Source organism: Streptomyces sp. NPDC015125, assembly GCF_043080045.1.
Classification (GTDB): domain Bacteria; phylum Actinomycetota; class Actinomycetes; order Streptomycetales; family Streptomycetaceae; genus Streptomyces.
Genome location: NZ_JBIBVF010000020.1, coordinates 12,387 through 27,665 on the forward strand (window position 1 = coordinate 12,387; position 15,279 = coordinate 27,665).

Sequence of the window (15,279 nt, forward strand, 5' to 3'; positions counted from 1 at the left end):
TCGACTCCATCAGCCACTTCCGCCGTCCTGGGAGCACATCCTTTGCGTACTGAATCCACCGCCGCAGCCCCCACCCAGGGCAGCGCAGAGCCGTCCCACATCTCCCACCTGGCCGAGGAGCTCGCCCTCCGATTCCCCTGGTACGGCCAACTCCTCGACGCCCAGGGCCTCCGAGGCAGCGGGCACCTGCACGACCTGCCCGTCATCGACCCGGACCTGCTGGCCCGGCACTACTACACCGCGGACCACGAGGAACTCAGCGATGCCTCTGCCTATCTGACCTCCGGTACCAGCGGGGGGCTGCGCAAACGCATCCTCTACAGCCCGGCCGACGACGACGCGTACGCCGCCCAGCGCAAGGCCCTCTTCGAGGAGTTCGCCGGTGAGCTGCCGGCGGGTTCGGTGGCCGTTGCGGACCTCGGAACCGGTCACGCCGCGGCCGCCGCCCGGCGCATCTTCAAGGACATGGGCTTCGTGGCCCACGACATCGAGTTCCAGCGGCCGCTGGCGGATCACGTGACGCTGCTCAACACCTGGCAGCCCGACATCCTCTTCACCATGCCGATGATCCTCGACCGGCTCATGCGGTCGCCGGACGAGCTGCGCATCAGGCCCCGAAAGATCATGGTCGTCGGCGACCTCGCCCCGGCCAACTGGAGAAGTCTCGTAGCGGATCACTTCGGTATCGGGACCGCGGACATACTCGACGTCTACGGCAGCATCGAGGTGGGCGCCATCGCGTATCTCTGTGCGGAAACGGGCCTCTACCACTTCCACGACCACATCCTGCCCGAGGTCGTGCCGCCTGACGAGTTGTACGCGGACGCCGGACACGAGGAGACCCGGCGCGTGTCCTCGGCCGGTTCGGGCAGCGGGGCGCTGCTGCTCACCTCCTTCACACGGTCCTACTTCCCGGTGCTGCGCTATGCGACGGGTGACCTGATCCGTGGCCTGCGCGTCATCGAGTACCGAGGCCGCCGCGTACACGCCTTCGAGCGCATCGAGGGACGGCTGGGCGGTGACTTCAAGCACGGCGAGCGCATCAGCGCTCACGACATCTGCCAGGCCATGGCGGAGGTCTTCCCCGGCGCCACCTTCGAGGTGGCCGACGACGACGGTCTGGTCATACGCGTCGCCGATGAGGTCCTGGACGATCAGGAAGCCGCCGTACGCAAGCTCCTCATGGATGCCGCACCGGACGTTGCCCAGATGATCTCCTCCGGCATGGTCGGCGAGATCAATGTCCGGGCCGTCGCCGCCGACGAGCTCACATCCGGCCACGCCAAGCGCCGTTTCCACGTCAGGGCACGGTGAGCGGACGATGTGCGGCATCGCCGGTACGGCGACCTTCGGACTGACCCCGCCCCTGGAACGCTTTCCCGCGTCCGCCTGCGCCACCATGGCACACCGGGGCCCGGACGAGACCGGCTTCCACCACGACGATCAGACGGCCCTGGGCATGTGCCGCCTGAGGGTGATCGGCCTCGACGACGGCTCCCAGCCGGTCTACACCGAGGACCGCGGTGTGGTCTGCGTGCTCAACGGTGAGATCTACAACCACCGGGAGCTGCGCAAACTGCTCGCCGACCGTGGCAGGTACGTGCACGGAGGCAGCGACGCCCACGTACTCCCGCTGCTCTACGACGAGCTCGGCGACGACTTCGTGAGTGAACTGCGCGGCATGTTCGCCATCGCCGTCTACGACACCCGCGCCCGCACTCTGCTGCTCGCCACCGACCGGGTGGGGAAGAAGCCGCTGTTCCACAGCCGCCTCCCGGACGGCACCGTGGCCTTCGCCTCCGAGCTGGCCGCCCTGATGCAGCATCCAGGCATTGCGCGAGACGTCGATCCGCAGGCGGTCGATCAGTACTTGAGCTACCGGGTCGTCCCCGCCCCGCACACCATCTACCAGCAGGTGCGCAGGGTCGAACCGGGCACGGTGCTCACCTTCGAGGCCGGGCGACCGGAAAGGAGCCGACGTTACTGGCAGTTCGACTTCGCCGCCGACCTGGTGGACGTCACCGGCGACGAGGCCGTGGACCGGCTTGAGGAACTCCTCCAGCAGTCCGTGGCCGAGCGGTTGGAGTCCGAGGTCCCGCTGGGCGCGATGCTCAGCGGAGGACTCGATTCGAGTCTCGTGGTAGCCATGGCCTCGCGGCAGCTCGGCCGACGTATGCACACCTTCTCGGTGGGCTTCGAGCACAGCGCATTCGACGAGTCGGCGTACGCGCGCCAAGTCGCCGAGTACTGCGGTACCGATCACCACACGTACCGCATCGGCGCACAGGACGCCCGGCAGGCCGTCGACCTGATCCTGGCTCACATGGGAGAGCCGTATGCCTTTCCGTCGGCCATCGCCGCCCACTGCATGTACCGCCTGGCGCGCGAGCACGTCACCGTAGTACTGACCGGCGACGGTTCCGACGAAATCTTCTGCGGCTACAACCGCTACAAGATCTTCCAACAGCTTCCCGACATCGCCCCGGCGCACGCCGCAAGGGTGGACGCCGAGGCCCTCGCCGCGGGCGATGGCGGGATCGCCGACCGCTACCGGGCCGTGCTCGTGGACGGCGTACGAGGCGGTATCAAGGACCGTCTCTACAGCGGTGCCTTCACCGCCAAGCTCCCGCGGTACCCGTACAACCCGCTGCGCGACCGCTTCGCCCGCACCGCCGAGAGCACACCCGAGCTGAGCCGGGTCATGCAGGTGGACTGCGGATTCTGGCTCCCGGACGCCCAGCTGGTGAAGATCGACCGGATGGCGATGGCCCACTCCGTCGAGCCCCGCAGCCCTTTCCTCGATCACCGCGTCATCGAGTACGCGACCCGTCTTCCGGCTTCGGCGCACCTCGTCGACGGCAACGAGAAAGCCCTGCTCAAGCAGGTCGCTGCGCGCTGGCTGCCGCACTCGGTGATCAACCGCCGCAAGCAGGAACTGGCCGTCCCACTGGAGGGCTGGCTCGGCAGGGAACTGAGGGAGACCATCCAGTCCGCGCTGTTGTCGGAGCCCTCTCTTGAGCGGGGCTACTTCAGGCCCGACGCTCTGCGCGCCTTCGTCCGGGAATTCCGGCCGGAGCACAGCTACGCACTGTGGACGCTGTACATGCTGGAGCGCTGGCATCAGCTGTACGCGGACGGCCGCAGCCCCGAAACGTCCTAGTCGAGGAACACGCACATGCTGATGAACCCCAACGCTCCACTGACGCCCGCGGTCGTCGTCGTCACCGATCTTGTGGTGTTCTCCCGCCATCTCGACCTGATCGCGGAGATCGAGCACCGTGGTCTGCGTGCCCTGTTCGTCTTCGGGCCGGAGACCCCCGCCGATCAGCTCGCCCGGCACCGGGGCGACCCACGCCACCCCTTGTCGCGGGCAACGGAGGTGGTGCATGTCCCGGACTGCGAGCTGGACACCCTGCTCGCAGGCGTACACACCTACCTGACCGATTACCAGGTGCGCGCCGTGCTCAACTGCGGCGAGGTGTTCGTCGAGCCCGCAGGCGCCCTGGCCGAGGCCCTCGGCCTGCCCGGTCCCGGTGCGCACGCCGCGCGGGTGTGCCGCCACAAGGTGCTGCAGCGTCTGGCCGCCCCGGGCCTGGCGCCGCGCTGGACCATGCTGGGACGGGCCGGGCAGGCGGCGGCCGTGGCGGCCTCGTGGCAGGAGTTTCCCGCCGTACTCAAGCCGGCCGGCCGGATGTCGAGTTCGGGAGTGCGTTCGGTGGACGACACGGCCGAACTGCACGCCGAACTCGCCCACTATCCGCCGGACGAGATGCTGCTGCTGGAAGAGCGCGTCCACGGCCCGGAGTTCTCCGTGGAGACCCTGGTCCACGAAGGCGACATCCTCTGGTCGGGCGTCACGGGAAAGAACACGAACGAGAACGGCACCCGCTACTTCACGGAGACCGGTCACACCTCACCCGCGGTCGGCCTGACTCCCGCAGAGGAGAGCCTCCTGCTGGAGGCGAACGCCTCGCTGCTGCGCGCCATTTCGTTCGGCACCGGCATCAGCCACGCGGAGTTCCGGCTCGACGGCGGACGCGTGATCCTGATGGAGATCGCTGCCCGGCCGCCGGGCGACGCGATCACCAAACTGTGGCAGCTGGCCACCGGGCAGCCCCTCGAACCGGCCCTCCTCGACCTGGCCCTCGGCCGGCGGACGGCCTTCCCCGCCCCACGGCGTCGGGCACGCCAGGTCTACCTCGACCACCCCCGGGGGGTGCTGCACGGCGTGGACTGCTCCGAGGGCGTACCGGTGTCATGGGTCACCACGGACGGAGCCTGGCCGCGCTTCGAGGCGGTGGCGGAGGACGACCCGGCGTGCCTGTCAGCCGTGATCGTCACCCGCGCGATCGGGCAGGAACTCGGCGAGTTGAGCGACTCCGGTGGACGGGCGGTTTCGGTCGTCGTCGACGGCCCCCTTCGTGAGGACCTGGACGCCGCCGCGCAGCGGCTCGTGAAGACCGTACACATCCGTGCAGGCGAGGGCGGAAACGGCCCGAGCACCTCCGCCGACGACATGAGTGGTGCGTAGCCACCGATGCCTCGTGAACCCTCCCACGGAGCCTCCACCCGCTCGCGGCTGGGCCTGCCCGACCTCACCGGCACCGGCCGGTTCGTCGCGGCCAACGTCATCGACAGCCTGGCCGGCGGGCTGGTCATCGCGTTCCTGGTCGTCTACTTCACCCGGACCACCTCGCTGTCACTGGCGGAGGTGGGCGCCTGCCTCACGCTCGGGAACGCTCTCGCCCTGCCCGTGCCGGCCCTGGCCGGCTGGCTCCTGGACCGGATCGGTCCGCAGGCCGTGGTCGCCTCGGGGAACGCGGTGTCGGCGCTGGGCTTCGTGGGGCTGCTGTTCGCCCAGTCGGCCTGGCAGGTCGTTGCCACCCAGTTCCTGGTCCAGGTCGGCTCCTCGATGTACTGGACGTCGAGCAGCGCGCTGGTCGGTCTCGTCGCCCGGAGCGACGACCGCACACGTTGGTTCGGCTTCTTCCGTGCACTGCGCAATGTGGGTATCGGATTCGGCGGAGCCATTGCTTCCCTGGCCCTGGCGACGGCCAGTACGACGGGGCTGAGGACGGTGGTGGCGGCCCAGGCGGCAAGCTATCTGGTGGCGGCATGGCTGCTGCTCGGCTGGCGTCCGGGCCGGACCGCGACCTCGGTGTACGACACGGAAGGCGCACCGGAGGATCACCCGCCCACGCGGCGCACCGACGCCCGGTACACGACGGTTCTGCGCGACGGTGCCTACATGCGGCTGGTCGCCGCCAACCTTTCCTTCGTACTGGCCTCGATGGTCCTCGGCGTTCTCCTCGGCGTCTATGCCACAGAGGAACTGAAGGCGGGTGCATGGGCGGGCGGCGTTCTGATCACGCTCAACACCGCGCTGGTGGCGGCGACACAGACCATCGCCACCCGCTGGATCGAGCGGCACCGGCCCACCCGGGTCATCGCCCTGGCGAGTCTCGTCAACGCGGCGGCGTTTGGCGTGTTCGCCGCCCTGGACCTGGTGCCCGGGTGGGCTGTCCCGGTCGGGCTGGTGGTCGCCGTAGTCGTGTACACCCTCGCGGAGGTGCTGGGCTCCCCGCCCATGGGAGAGCTCAGTGTGTACCTGGCCCCCGCCCACCTTCGCGGCCGCTACCTCGGCGTCTACCAGCTCTCCTGGTCGCTGGGTGCGACCGTCGCACCGGCCGTGCTGACCTCACTGCTGGCCCTGGGGCCGGCTATGCCCTGGCTGTTCCTCGCCGCGTTCAGCCTGCTCGCCGTTCCCCTGGTCCTCGGCCTGGAGGGCCGGGGCAACACCGCCGAGCGTCCGGCACACCGGGGCGACGCCGTTACCACCTGAGCAACACCGAGGCGATCCCCCACTGGTCGCAGCAGCAGTGGCCTGTCCATCAACCGGCATGCGACCAACAAGGGACGCCATCAAGATGGCCCGGCGGCCCGGCGGCCCGGCGGCCCGGCGGCCCGGCGGCCCGGCGGCCCAGCGGCCCAGCGGGCCACCGGCACCGGGACGTCGTGACCCTCTTCCGCAGCAATGTGGGCCAGACCATGGCCATGGCCGGCCTCCGCGGCCGCCGCGCTCGCCACTCCGGAGGTCATCGACGACCCCGAGTTCCTCGCCAACGTGCGGACGACGGGCGTCCGCACGAGCACGGCCAGGTCCATCAGTTCATGTGATGTCCCGCATCCAGGACCGCACCGGTATCCGCTCCCCCGAAATAGCCAGTACCGGCTACCCCTCCGGGGGCTCCGAAATTCCCTCGTTGCAGCGATGCGCAGGGGCACCGTCGCCTGAGAGCGTTCACGACAGAAAGGTGACCGATTCGGCGCCGGAAAGGCCATGATGAAAACGAGATCCGCGTCGCACTCCGAATACGGCACCTCCCTGACAACAAGGATCGGTGCGGCCGCATGGATTGTCGCCGTCGTGCAGTTCGTCGTCGTCCAGTTGGTCGTGGAGTCCGGCTGGCGTACTCCCTACAGCTGGGCGGCGAACAACATCAGCGATCTCGGCAATGTCGGCTGCCGGATCTGGGATGACTCCCGGCCTCGGTATGTGTGCTCGCCACTGCACGACGCCATGAACGCCGGCTTCGCCGTCCACGGTGTGCTGCTGCTCGCCGGCGTGCTGCTGGCCGGAGCCTGCTGGGGCCGCGGTGGGATATCCGCAAGTTCCCGAATTCTGCTGGCCATCGGTGCCGGTGGGTGGGTTCTGGTCGGCCTTGTTCCTGCAGACGTCGACGAGAATCTTCATGTAGGGGGCGCGCTCCTCATCATGGGGCTGGGAAATCTCGGTCTCCTCCTCGCCGGATTTGCCTCCCGAGATTCTCTCTTCGGCAGGCTGCGAAGCGTAACCCTCTCCATAGCTGTCGCCGCGGTGCTCGCGGCATGGCTGTTCTTCGGTCAGCACGACCCCGGAATCGGGCTGGGTGGCCTGGAACGTATCGCCGCCTGCGCGCTGGACGCGTGGAGCCTCGTCATGGCCCTCGCCATACTCCGTGCCCGCCGGCCGGACAACGTGGGCGAGGTGGCGAGTCTTCGAAGCGATCAGGCACGGCGCGATGGGTGACGGCGCGTTTTTGGGGCGTGCACTCAGCGGAGCCAACAGAATGCTTGGTCGCGTCGATAGGTGATGGCGCAGCAGGCCGGTTGGAGGAATGCTTCGTTGGCGTCGTTTCGGATCTCCCAGCGGATCCGCAGCCTGCGACAGCCGGGGATCCAGGCGTTCGTGCGCTCCACCACCCAGCGGACGGTGCCGAGCCCGGGCCGTGTGGCACACCTCATCGGGCGATGACCGGCTTGATCCCGCGCTTCCACAGCAGACGGCGGGTACTTGTCGAAGTCGTCACCGCGGCGGACGTACGGCGGCTATGTCGCGGCGACGGACGGCGCCCGGATGGTGCTCGGACGGCGCCCGGATGGTGCTCGGCGACGCTGGCTGGGCCGATGCGGCCCGTCAATTCAATGTCCTTGCCGGCTGGTTGGTCCCCTTCGCGCCGGGTGCGGCCTGGGCCGCGGGCGGGCTCGCCCGGCGACGGTACGCCGTCGTGCTGCTGGGCGCCGGTGCCGTGAGCACGGTGGGGCCGATCCTGTGGTGCGGAGGCCCCGCGAGCATGGTCTGCATGGTCTGCGTCCCCGGTTCGCAGCTCTCCGCCCTCAACCCCGTCGCCCTCGCCGCCGTCACCTTCGGGCTCGCCCCGTGCGGTGCCGCGATGCTGCCGTGCGGTCCGCTGCGGCGGATGGTGGGCCGGCCGCCGCCCCTGTCGTCACGTGTCACGCCAGGGAAGGAACTGACGGTCCGACCGGGGCAATTCGCCTGGGCGGGAGTGGCCGTGATAAACCTTTCGGCGATCACGATCTTTCTCTGGCATCAGACGGCCATGCTCACGGTCACGGTGACCTCCCTCGGAATGGGGCGGCCGTTGTCGGGATTGCACACCAATCCCGATCACCCGCCGTGGGCGCCGGCCCGCATCGGCTGGGTGGTGGTATTCGCGATCGTGCTCGTGGTGCTTTGCATCGCCTTCCGTGAGGCGGAGAACAAGTCCCGGCCCGGGCGCGGGCGTACCGCTCGCAAGCCATCGGGCCGGCCCGTCTGAACGTCACGGAAGCGGCTGGAGCAGCCCTTCCGGTATTCCTTGGAGGAGCAATGGAAGCACTCTCTGTCGATTCGCTGCGTACCCTTTACACCAAGTACGAGGCCGACTTGAGGAAGGTCAAGGACGCCCAGCGCAGTCTCCTCCAGGAGCGCGGGAAGGCCATGAAGGCCCAGCTGGACGACGTGGAGGCGGAGATCTCCTACATGCGGCTGCGGGAGCTGCGGCCGGCGAAGGTGGTGGAGATCGGCACCTTCTACGGCTGGTCCACCATCTGGCAGCTGAGCGCGCTGCGGGACAACGGCACCGGTCACCTCTACTCGTTCGACATCGTGGACCACGTGGTGCGCAACGTGCCGGGTGAACTGACCGGCCAGTGGACCTTCACCAAGGGCGATGTCCGCGAGAACCTCGACAGCATTCCTCAGGACGTCGACTACCTCTTCATCGACGCCGACCACGGTGCGCGGTTTGCCCGTTGGTACATAGAGAACCTCTTCCCGGCTGTTCCCGGCGGCACGCCCACCAGCGTCCACGACGTCTACCACGGGCGCCGCCCCAAGCCGTTCAGCGAGGGCTCCGTCATCGTCAAGTGGCTGGCCGACAACAACGTGGAGTTCTTCACGCCGTCCCCGGCCAAGTCCCCGGCGGAGTACGCGGAGATAGCCGAGATCAAGAAGGGCCTCGGGCTGGACGAGCCGGTGCGCGACAGCCGCCACAACCCCATGATCTTCTTCGATCTGCCCAGCCTGTAACCCTGGTCCACCGCCCTGCGGCGGCCATCCCCCGCGCCCCGCGCCGCCCGTGCGGCGCGGGGCGCGGGCCGTGGGGCCGACCTTGACCTGGTGGTCGGCGCGGCCGCGGAACACCAGCTGCCCACCCTGCAGCGCCTCACCGCCGGGCATCAGCTCACCGGTGGGCGAGTAGCCGTCCGGCAGCAGCTTGAGCATCGGCGGATGGCTCGGGGTGGCGTTCATGACGGTGCAGGAGACGGCGCCGGCGTGCGCGTCCTCCTCCAGCGCGGCGGCCGGCACCCGCCCGCCGGACACCACCGGCCCCACAACTCCGAGACGTTCGGGTCGAAGGGCACCGGCGAGTGCCAACACCGGCGAGTGCCACATCTCGTAGCAGTTTCCCGGCAGTTCCCCGGCAGTTCCGTAGCAGGTGCTCGGGAGGCGGCGCGGTCGGTGCCGGGCCGGTCGGTCAGCGCCGGGCCGGTCGGTCGGCGCCGCCTCAGGAGGGTTATGCCCTCTCACCCATGGAACTGCATCTCATAAATCTCTGGCTTCCCCCTTGACGGGCCGTGTCGGCGCGCGCTGTTATGGCATATAACAAACGCAATGGAGTCTAGCGGCGAGGTTCTGGTGGGTGCCGAGGCGCCCATCGAGGTTGCCTCGTCATGCCTTCTTCCTCCCCGCACGCCCCGACCGCGTCGGCAGCGCCCGCGTGCGTCCTTCAAGGAGAGCCGTCATGAGCAGAGCGACAAGACAGCTACGGCGTACGCTCGCCGCCCTGGTGATGGCCGGGGTGGTGCTGACCACGCCGGCGGTCGCCGCGCCCGGCGGCACCGGCCAACCGGCCGCGCCCGGCGGCACCGGCCAACCGGCCCCGGCCGGCCGCATCATGTGGCGGCAGTGCACCGACGACGAGTTCCGGGGCATGCAGTGCGGCACGATGCGGGTGCCGGTGGACTGGTCCGAGCCGCGAGCCGCGCAGCTCGAACTCGCCCTGGTCCGCCGCACGGCCGACGACCCGTCGCACCGCAAGGGCACCTTGCTCCTCAACGACGGAGCCGGTGGCTCCTCGATCGAGCAGCTGAGGCTGGCGATGCACAACGGCTTTCCCGGCTCGGCCGGTGCCATGACCCGGCGGTTCGACATCGTTGCGGTCGACCCACGCGGGGTGGGCCACAGCACCCCCATCCGCTGCGCCGAGCCGCTCAAGCCCGCCGGGATCAGCTACTTCCCGCGGAACCGCGCCGCTTTCGACCGGCTCGTGGCCCACAACCGCACCTTCGCCCGGGACTGCCTGCGCCGCAACGGCTCACTGGTGGCCCATACCGACCTGACCAGCGTCGCCCGTGACGTCGAAGCGGTCCGCACCGGGCTCGGCGTGCAGCGGCTCGACTGGTACGGCATCCACTACAGCACCCTGCTCGGACGCACCTACGCGGCCCTTTTTCCCGGCCGGTTGCGCACGATGACCCTCGACACCGCGCTGGACGACACCACCTCGCCGCTCACCCGGATCGTCAAGGAGGCGACCAGCGCCGAGGAGGCCTTCAACCGGTTCGCCGCCTGGTGCACCGACTCGGCGGACTGCGCACTGAAGGGGCGTGACGTCGCTGCCGCATACGACGCCCTCGTCGCCCGTGCGGACCGCAGCCCCCTCCCCGTCGCCGGCGGCACGCACCGCCCGCTGACCGGTGACGACATCCGCGGCGCCACCCAGGACTACCTGAACATCGCAAGCGTCACCTGGCCCGCCCTGGCCCAGGCGATCGTCAAGGCGCAGGCGGGCGACGCCACCGACTTCACCCTCGACCCCGATGGCACTCTGGATCCGGTGCAGGTCCTGGTGCCCGCCTGCCTGGACAACGCCCGTCCGGTCGGCACCTTCGAGCAGCTGGCCCGCCTGCACACGATGCTCGCCGCCCGTGCTCCGCACCTCGGCGGTGCGGTGCGCTCCCAGGCCGCGCTCGCCGGCTGCCTCGGATGGCCGGTCCCCGCCAAGCCCGTGCGGGCCGGCGGCCTGGTGCCCGGAGCGCCGCCCGCGCTCGTCATCCAGTCCACGCACCAGGCGCTGGCTCCCCACGCGGCGGGCTCGGCTCTGGCGGCCCAGCTGCCCGGCAGCGTCGTACTCAGCCGCGAAGGCGACGACTACAGCATGTTCCTGCTGTCCCGGTGCGTCCGCGCGGCGACCAACCGCTACCTGACCGACCGCGTCCTGCCGGCGCCGGGCACCACCTGCACCAACTGACCCCGGCAGCCCCGCCGCCCGGAGGGAAGGAAGGCCGTGTTCGGCGGCACCCCCGGCCTGCGCTTCGCCGTCGGCGTCGGGGCGGCACGGGGGTCAAGTGGCCGCGGTGAGGCGCCTGATGCGCTCCTCGTCCCCGGTGCGCGGGCAGGTGACGCAGGTGTCCTCGGGGCGCAGCGTGTAGAACATGCAGCAACCGGCACGGTCCCGGGTCGCCACCGACTCGCCCCGCGGCCCGGTCAGTTGACGGAATCCCGCACCGCCCACGTACGGAGCGGTGGCGCCCGGCAGCAGCAACTCCAGTTCGGTCACCGCACGCGGCTCCTCGCCCAGCAGCTGCCCCAGGTACCACAGGCCCTCCACGATCTCGTCCGACGCCATGCCCCACAGCGCCCGCGGCCCGCGCCGCATCCGGGTGCGGAAGCCTTCCAGTACGGGCCGCAGATGCTGGGCCGCCGCGGCCCGTACCTCCGCCCGCAGCGCCTCCTCGTCCGGTACGACCCGGGCGCCGGGCAGCGCCGCGGCGGGGTCGTCCGGAAGGCAGCTGAAGGCGCTGACCCGCACCGCCATCCTGCCCAGCTCGCGCTGGAAGGAGACGTCCTGCACGGGCAGCCGCGGGACCCGGCGGTGCAGGAACCAGGGGATGGTGATCAGCAGGCAGGCGGGCCAGGCGTAACGGTGCAGGGCGAAGCTCGCGATGACGTCCGGCCGGGCGCGCTGTCCGTAATCCCGCACGATCTGTGCGTCGTCCCAGGCGAGGAAGGCATCCAGGCTCTCGCCGCCGGCCGCGAGCCCGGCCGCGCACACCCAGCCGTCGCCGCTGGGCGGGGCCGCGTCCCACAGGGTCACCCGCAGGCCGGGGAAGGCCGCGGAGAGCCGGGCGTAGGCCTCGGCGACGGGGTGGACGGCAGGCGGGACGGCGGGGGCACGAGTCATGCGGGAGACCACCGAATCGCGATCGTTAACAGGTAAGGCTTACCTTAGCTGAAGACTTACCCGTGCCCTCTGAATGCCAGTCCTGACCACCCGCACGGCTTCCGGACGATTTCCGGACAGCTCCCCGGATTTGAACTGGGGCGCGCGCCGCCTATGGTGCTGGAGACGTCAGGAGGAACCGTCATGGAGCAGGGCACAGCGGAACAGGAGCCGTGCGCGGGCGCGTGGGTGCCCGCGCAGGCCGGTCCCGCCGTGCCCCGGCGGCACTCCGTCCGCGGCCAGGTGCTGGCCGCGCTGCGCCATGCGCTGGTCGGCGGGGAGCTGGCCCCGGGCGAGGTCTACTCCGCGCCCGCGCTCGCCGAGCGTTACGGCGTCTCGGCGACCCCGGTCCGGGAGGCCATGCAGCAGCTCGCGGGGGAAGGTGCCGTCGAGGTCGTACCCAACCGCGGTTTCCGGGTTGCCGAGCGCAGCCCCCGTGACCTCGCCGAGCTGGCCGAGGTCCGGGCGATGCTGGAGGTGCCCGCGGTCGTCCGGCTGGCCCGGGCGCTGCCCCCCGAGCGCTGGGAGGAGCTGCGCCCGCTCGCCGAGGCGGGCGTCGCGGCCGCCGCCAGCGGTGACCGGGTCGGCTACGCCGAGGCCGACCAGGCTTTCCACGACGCCCTGATGTCGCTCACCGGCAACCGCAGGCTCACCGAGGTCACCGGCGATCTGCTCCGCCGCGCCCAGTGGCCGCCGGCCGGCGGCCCCCGGCGGCGTACGGCCGAGCTGCTGGCCGACGCCTCCGAGCACACGGCGCTGCTCGACGCCCTGGTCGCCCAGGAGTACGCGGTGGCCGAGCGGATCGCCCGTGAGCATGTGTCGGCGGCGCGCCACCCGCACTGAGCGAGTCCGCCGGCGGCTCAGCCGGGCAGCGCCGCCGGCTCAGCCGGGCAGCAACTCCTCCAGCGGCAGCGCCGCGACATCGGCGGCGGGCCGGGAGAGATAGAGATCGGCGTGGTAGAAGCCGTCGGCTTCCTTGTTCGCGGTGGACAGATCGCGGGCGGCCAGCGCCTCGAACGCCGCCTGCCGTTCGTTGCCGTCGGCGAACCGCCGCTGACGGAACGTACGGGTGGTGAGTCTCTCCGTCACCAGGCCGGCCCGGGCCAGCAGGGCGGAGATCGGCCGGTAGGACACCTCGCGCAGCACGAACGCGGCGACCCAGGGCGGCGAGGACACGCAGTCGAAGAGGCGGGCGAAGGTACGGGCGGAGATATAGCCGACGCCGCCGGTGACGGTGATCAGGTCGGTGCCGGCCAGCACCTTCCGCAGCTCCGGGCTCGGATCGTCGAGTTCCAGATTCTCCGCGAAGCCGTGGTCGAGCAGACCGACGGCCCGGGCGTAGCCGACCGCACGGTCCGCCGCGTCGATGCCGGTCACCCGGAGGGGTTCGGCACGCCGCCGGGTGGCGAAGAACGTGCGGTCCTCTTCCAGGAGTTGGTCCGTGGACGGCAGCGCCTTGCCGTTCGCGGCATAGCGGCCGTAGAGATCGGTGAGGGACAGCTGGTGGTTGAGCAGCGCGGCGTTGACCCCGTACGAGCAGCAGAGGTCGACGACGTTCAGCGGCGGACGGTCGCTGCGGTGCCGCTGCAGGGTCTCGGCCACGGCACGGAACACCGCTTGGCCGTGGTGCGGAATCTGGTAGTCCAGGGGGTTCAGTGTGGTGAAGTACCGACGGGGATCCGGGCAGTTGTAGATCGCCTCGAAATCTGCCTTGCCCCAGTCGCTTGCAGCGGTCGTGTTGGTCACTCCTGCTGTCATGTGGCCTCCTGAAAGGCTGTGCCAGTGGGTGGGGCCGGCTGGTCCCGGACCAGCATCCATACCCCGCTGCCGCCTCACAGTGCGACTTGCGGCCATTCTCGGGGCCTGTGGGCGTCGTGAGACATCCCTGCCCCGGGCCTTCGGCTCATAGTCCCACCTCAGGGTTCGCCCGGCGCGTCGACGACCGTCCGGGCGCGCAACCATCGCAGCCCGGCCGATCCGCCACGGGGACCGTCCGGATCCGGCCAATCGTCGACGGGTTCGGCATGGCTGGTGTTGGGGGGTTGACGGCGGCCGGAGCGAGCGGGCACGGGCGGCGGAGCGAGCGGGGCACGGGCGGCGGAAGGGGCGGGCGAGAACGCCGGCGAACCGGCGGCGGCCGGCCCTCCACTCTCCGTGAAGGGCCGGCCGCCGCCGGTGAGCGTGGCGGACATCCGCCAGGGCGCTACGGCTAGGTCGCCGTGACGCCGGCGGACAGGTGGTCGGCGAGCCACGTGGGGACGCCGCCCATGAGGCGGAAGAGCCGGGCCGCCTCGGCGCGCAGCCGGTCCGCGTCGGCGTCCGGGGCGGCGTCGGCCAGCGCCACGAGGGCCGGTGCGGTGCCGACCAGAAAGCCCAGCTCCTCGCGGATCCGCAGCGACTCGGCGAAACCGTGCCGGGCCTCCGCCAACTCACCGTCGCGCAGCGCGAGTCCGGCCAGGTGGCGCCAGGTGAAGGACAGCAGCAGGGTGTCGCCGTGTGCGGTGGCGCCGGCGTGTGCGCGGCGGTAGGCGGCCCGTGCCGCGTCCGGGCTGTCGGCGACATGCTCGGCCATCAGCCCGCGGCGGAAGTCCAGCAGCGGGCGGCCGGCCGCGGTGGGTGCCAGCAGCGCGGCGGCCCGGCCGAGTGCCGAGCGTGCCTCGTCGGCGCGGTCACGGACGCCCAGGACCGTGGCGGCGTACGCGAGATGGCCGCGTTCGCAGGCCGCGCCGCCCCGCTCGTCGTCGTCGCCCGCCAGCGCCTCGGCGGCGCGCAGCGCGTCCTCGGCCCCGGCCCAGCCGGTGGCCGTGAACATGCACCGTTCGACCAGCAGCGCGGCGCGACGCAGCGCGGACGGCGCGTGACGGACGGCGTGCGGTTCCAGCAGGGCGGCCGCATCGTCCCAGCAGCCGCGGGAGCGCAGACGCCAAACGGCACGGTCGAGGGGGCCGTCCCCCTCGGCCGTGCCGAGTGCTCCTGTCTCCGGTGCGGATGCCGGGGCCGGCACCGCGAGTGGTACCGGAACCACAGAACCGACCGGAACCACAGAACTGACCGGGTCCGCAGAACTGACCGGGTCCGCGGAATCCGCGGATTCCGACATGGCGGTATCCGCCACATTGCCCTCCCCGAGCGCGCCATTGAGCTGGAAGTTGGAAGCAGTGGGCGAATCTCAGCACGGATTCCGCCGTGCGGCCAAGGGGGTGGGTGAATGAATTCACAATCCCCGGGTGGG

At 70.7% G+C, this 15,279-nt stretch carries 12 protein-coding genes; 9 read left to right on the forward strand and 3 right to left on the reverse strand.

Features of this window, described 5'->3' with window-relative positions; all coding sequences use genetic code 11:
- The first annotated feature begins 42 nt into the window (after window positions 1-42).
- The 8 genes from ACF088_RS31000 (at window position 43) to ACF088_RS31035 (ending at window position 11,075) form a co-directional block, all read left to right on the forward strand.
- Complete coding sequence (locus ACF088_RS31000; RefSeq protein WP_392379201.1) at window positions 43-1,314, forward strand: hypothetical protein; 1,272 nt, start codon at window positions 43-45, stop codon at window positions 1,312-1,314.
- A gap of 7 nt (window positions 1,315-1,321) precedes the next feature.
- On the forward strand, window positions 1,322-3,160 hold the full coding sequence (asnB, locus tag ACF088_RS31005) for an asparagine synthase (glutamine-hydrolyzing) (protein WP_392379202.1): 1,839 nt from the start codon (window positions 1,322-1,324) through the stop codon (window positions 3,158-3,160).
- A 15-nt stretch (window positions 3,161-3,175) separates the two neighbouring features.
- Window positions 3,176-4,531, forward strand: coding sequence for an ATP-grasp domain-containing protein (locus ACF088_RS31010; protein WP_392379203.1), 1,356 nt, complete (start codon window positions 3,176-3,178; stop codon window positions 4,529-4,531).
- Window positions 4,532-4,537: 6 nt separating this feature from the next.
- A complete protein-coding gene (locus tag ACF088_RS31015; protein ID WP_392379204.1) occupies window positions 4,538-5,842 on the forward strand; it encodes an MFS transporter in 1,305 nt (434 codons plus the stop codon).
- A 585-nt stretch (window positions 5,843-6,427) separates the two neighbouring features.
- Complete coding sequence (locus ACF088_RS31020) at window positions 6,428-7,069, forward strand: DUF998 domain-containing protein (protein WP_392379205.1); 642 nt, start codon at window positions 6,428-6,430, stop codon at window positions 7,067-7,069.
- 349 nt (window positions 7,070-7,418) lie between these two features.
- Window positions 7,419-8,099, forward strand: coding sequence for a hypothetical protein (locus ACF088_RS31025; RefSeq protein WP_392379206.1), 681 nt, complete (start codon window positions 7,419-7,421; stop codon window positions 8,097-8,099).
- A 50-nt stretch (window positions 8,100-8,149) separates the two neighbouring features.
- Window positions 8,150-8,851 carry a class I SAM-dependent methyltransferase gene (locus ACF088_RS31030; protein ID WP_392379207.1) on the forward strand — a complete coding sequence of 234 codons (702 nt, stop codon included), beginning with the start codon at window positions 8,150-8,152 and terminating at the stop codon, window positions 8,849-8,851.
- Between the two features lie 715 nt (window positions 8,852-9,566).
- Window positions 9,567-11,075, forward strand: a complete 1,509-nt coding sequence (locus ACF088_RS31035; protein ID WP_392379208.1) for an alpha/beta fold hydrolase — start codon at window positions 9,567-9,569, stop codon at window positions 11,073-11,075.
- Between the two features lie 93 nt (window positions 11,076-11,168).
- Here ACF088_RS31035 and ACF088_RS31040 read toward each other — a convergent pair whose 3' ends face one another.
- Window positions 11,169-12,008: a (2Fe-2S)-binding protein gene (locus ACF088_RS31040; RefSeq protein WP_392379209.1), complete on the reverse strand. Its 840-nt coding sequence runs from the start codon at window positions 12,006-12,008 to the stop codon at window positions 11,169-11,171.
- 183 nt (window positions 12,009-12,191) lie between these two features.
- On the opposite strand from ACF088_RS31040, the gene ACF088_RS31045 reads away from it, so the two are divergent.
- A complete protein-coding gene (locus ACF088_RS31045) occupies window positions 12,192-12,890 on the forward strand; it encodes a GntR family transcriptional regulator (RefSeq protein ID WP_392379210.1) in 699 nt (232 codons plus the stop codon).
- Between the two features lie 39 nt (window positions 12,891-12,929).
- On the opposite strand, the gene ACF088_RS31050 is transcribed toward ACF088_RS31045, so the two are convergent.
- Complete coding sequence (locus ACF088_RS31050) at window positions 12,930-13,805, reverse strand: hypothetical protein (RefSeq protein ID WP_392379211.1); 876 nt, start codon at window positions 13,803-13,805, stop codon at window positions 12,930-12,932.
- Between the two features lie 451 nt (window positions 13,806-14,256).
- Window positions 14,257-15,162, reverse strand: a complete 906-nt coding sequence (locus tag ACF088_RS31055) for a hypothetical protein (RefSeq protein WP_392379212.1) — start codon at window positions 15,160-15,162, stop codon at window positions 14,257-14,259.
- Window positions 15,163-15,279: the final 117 nt, after the last annotated feature.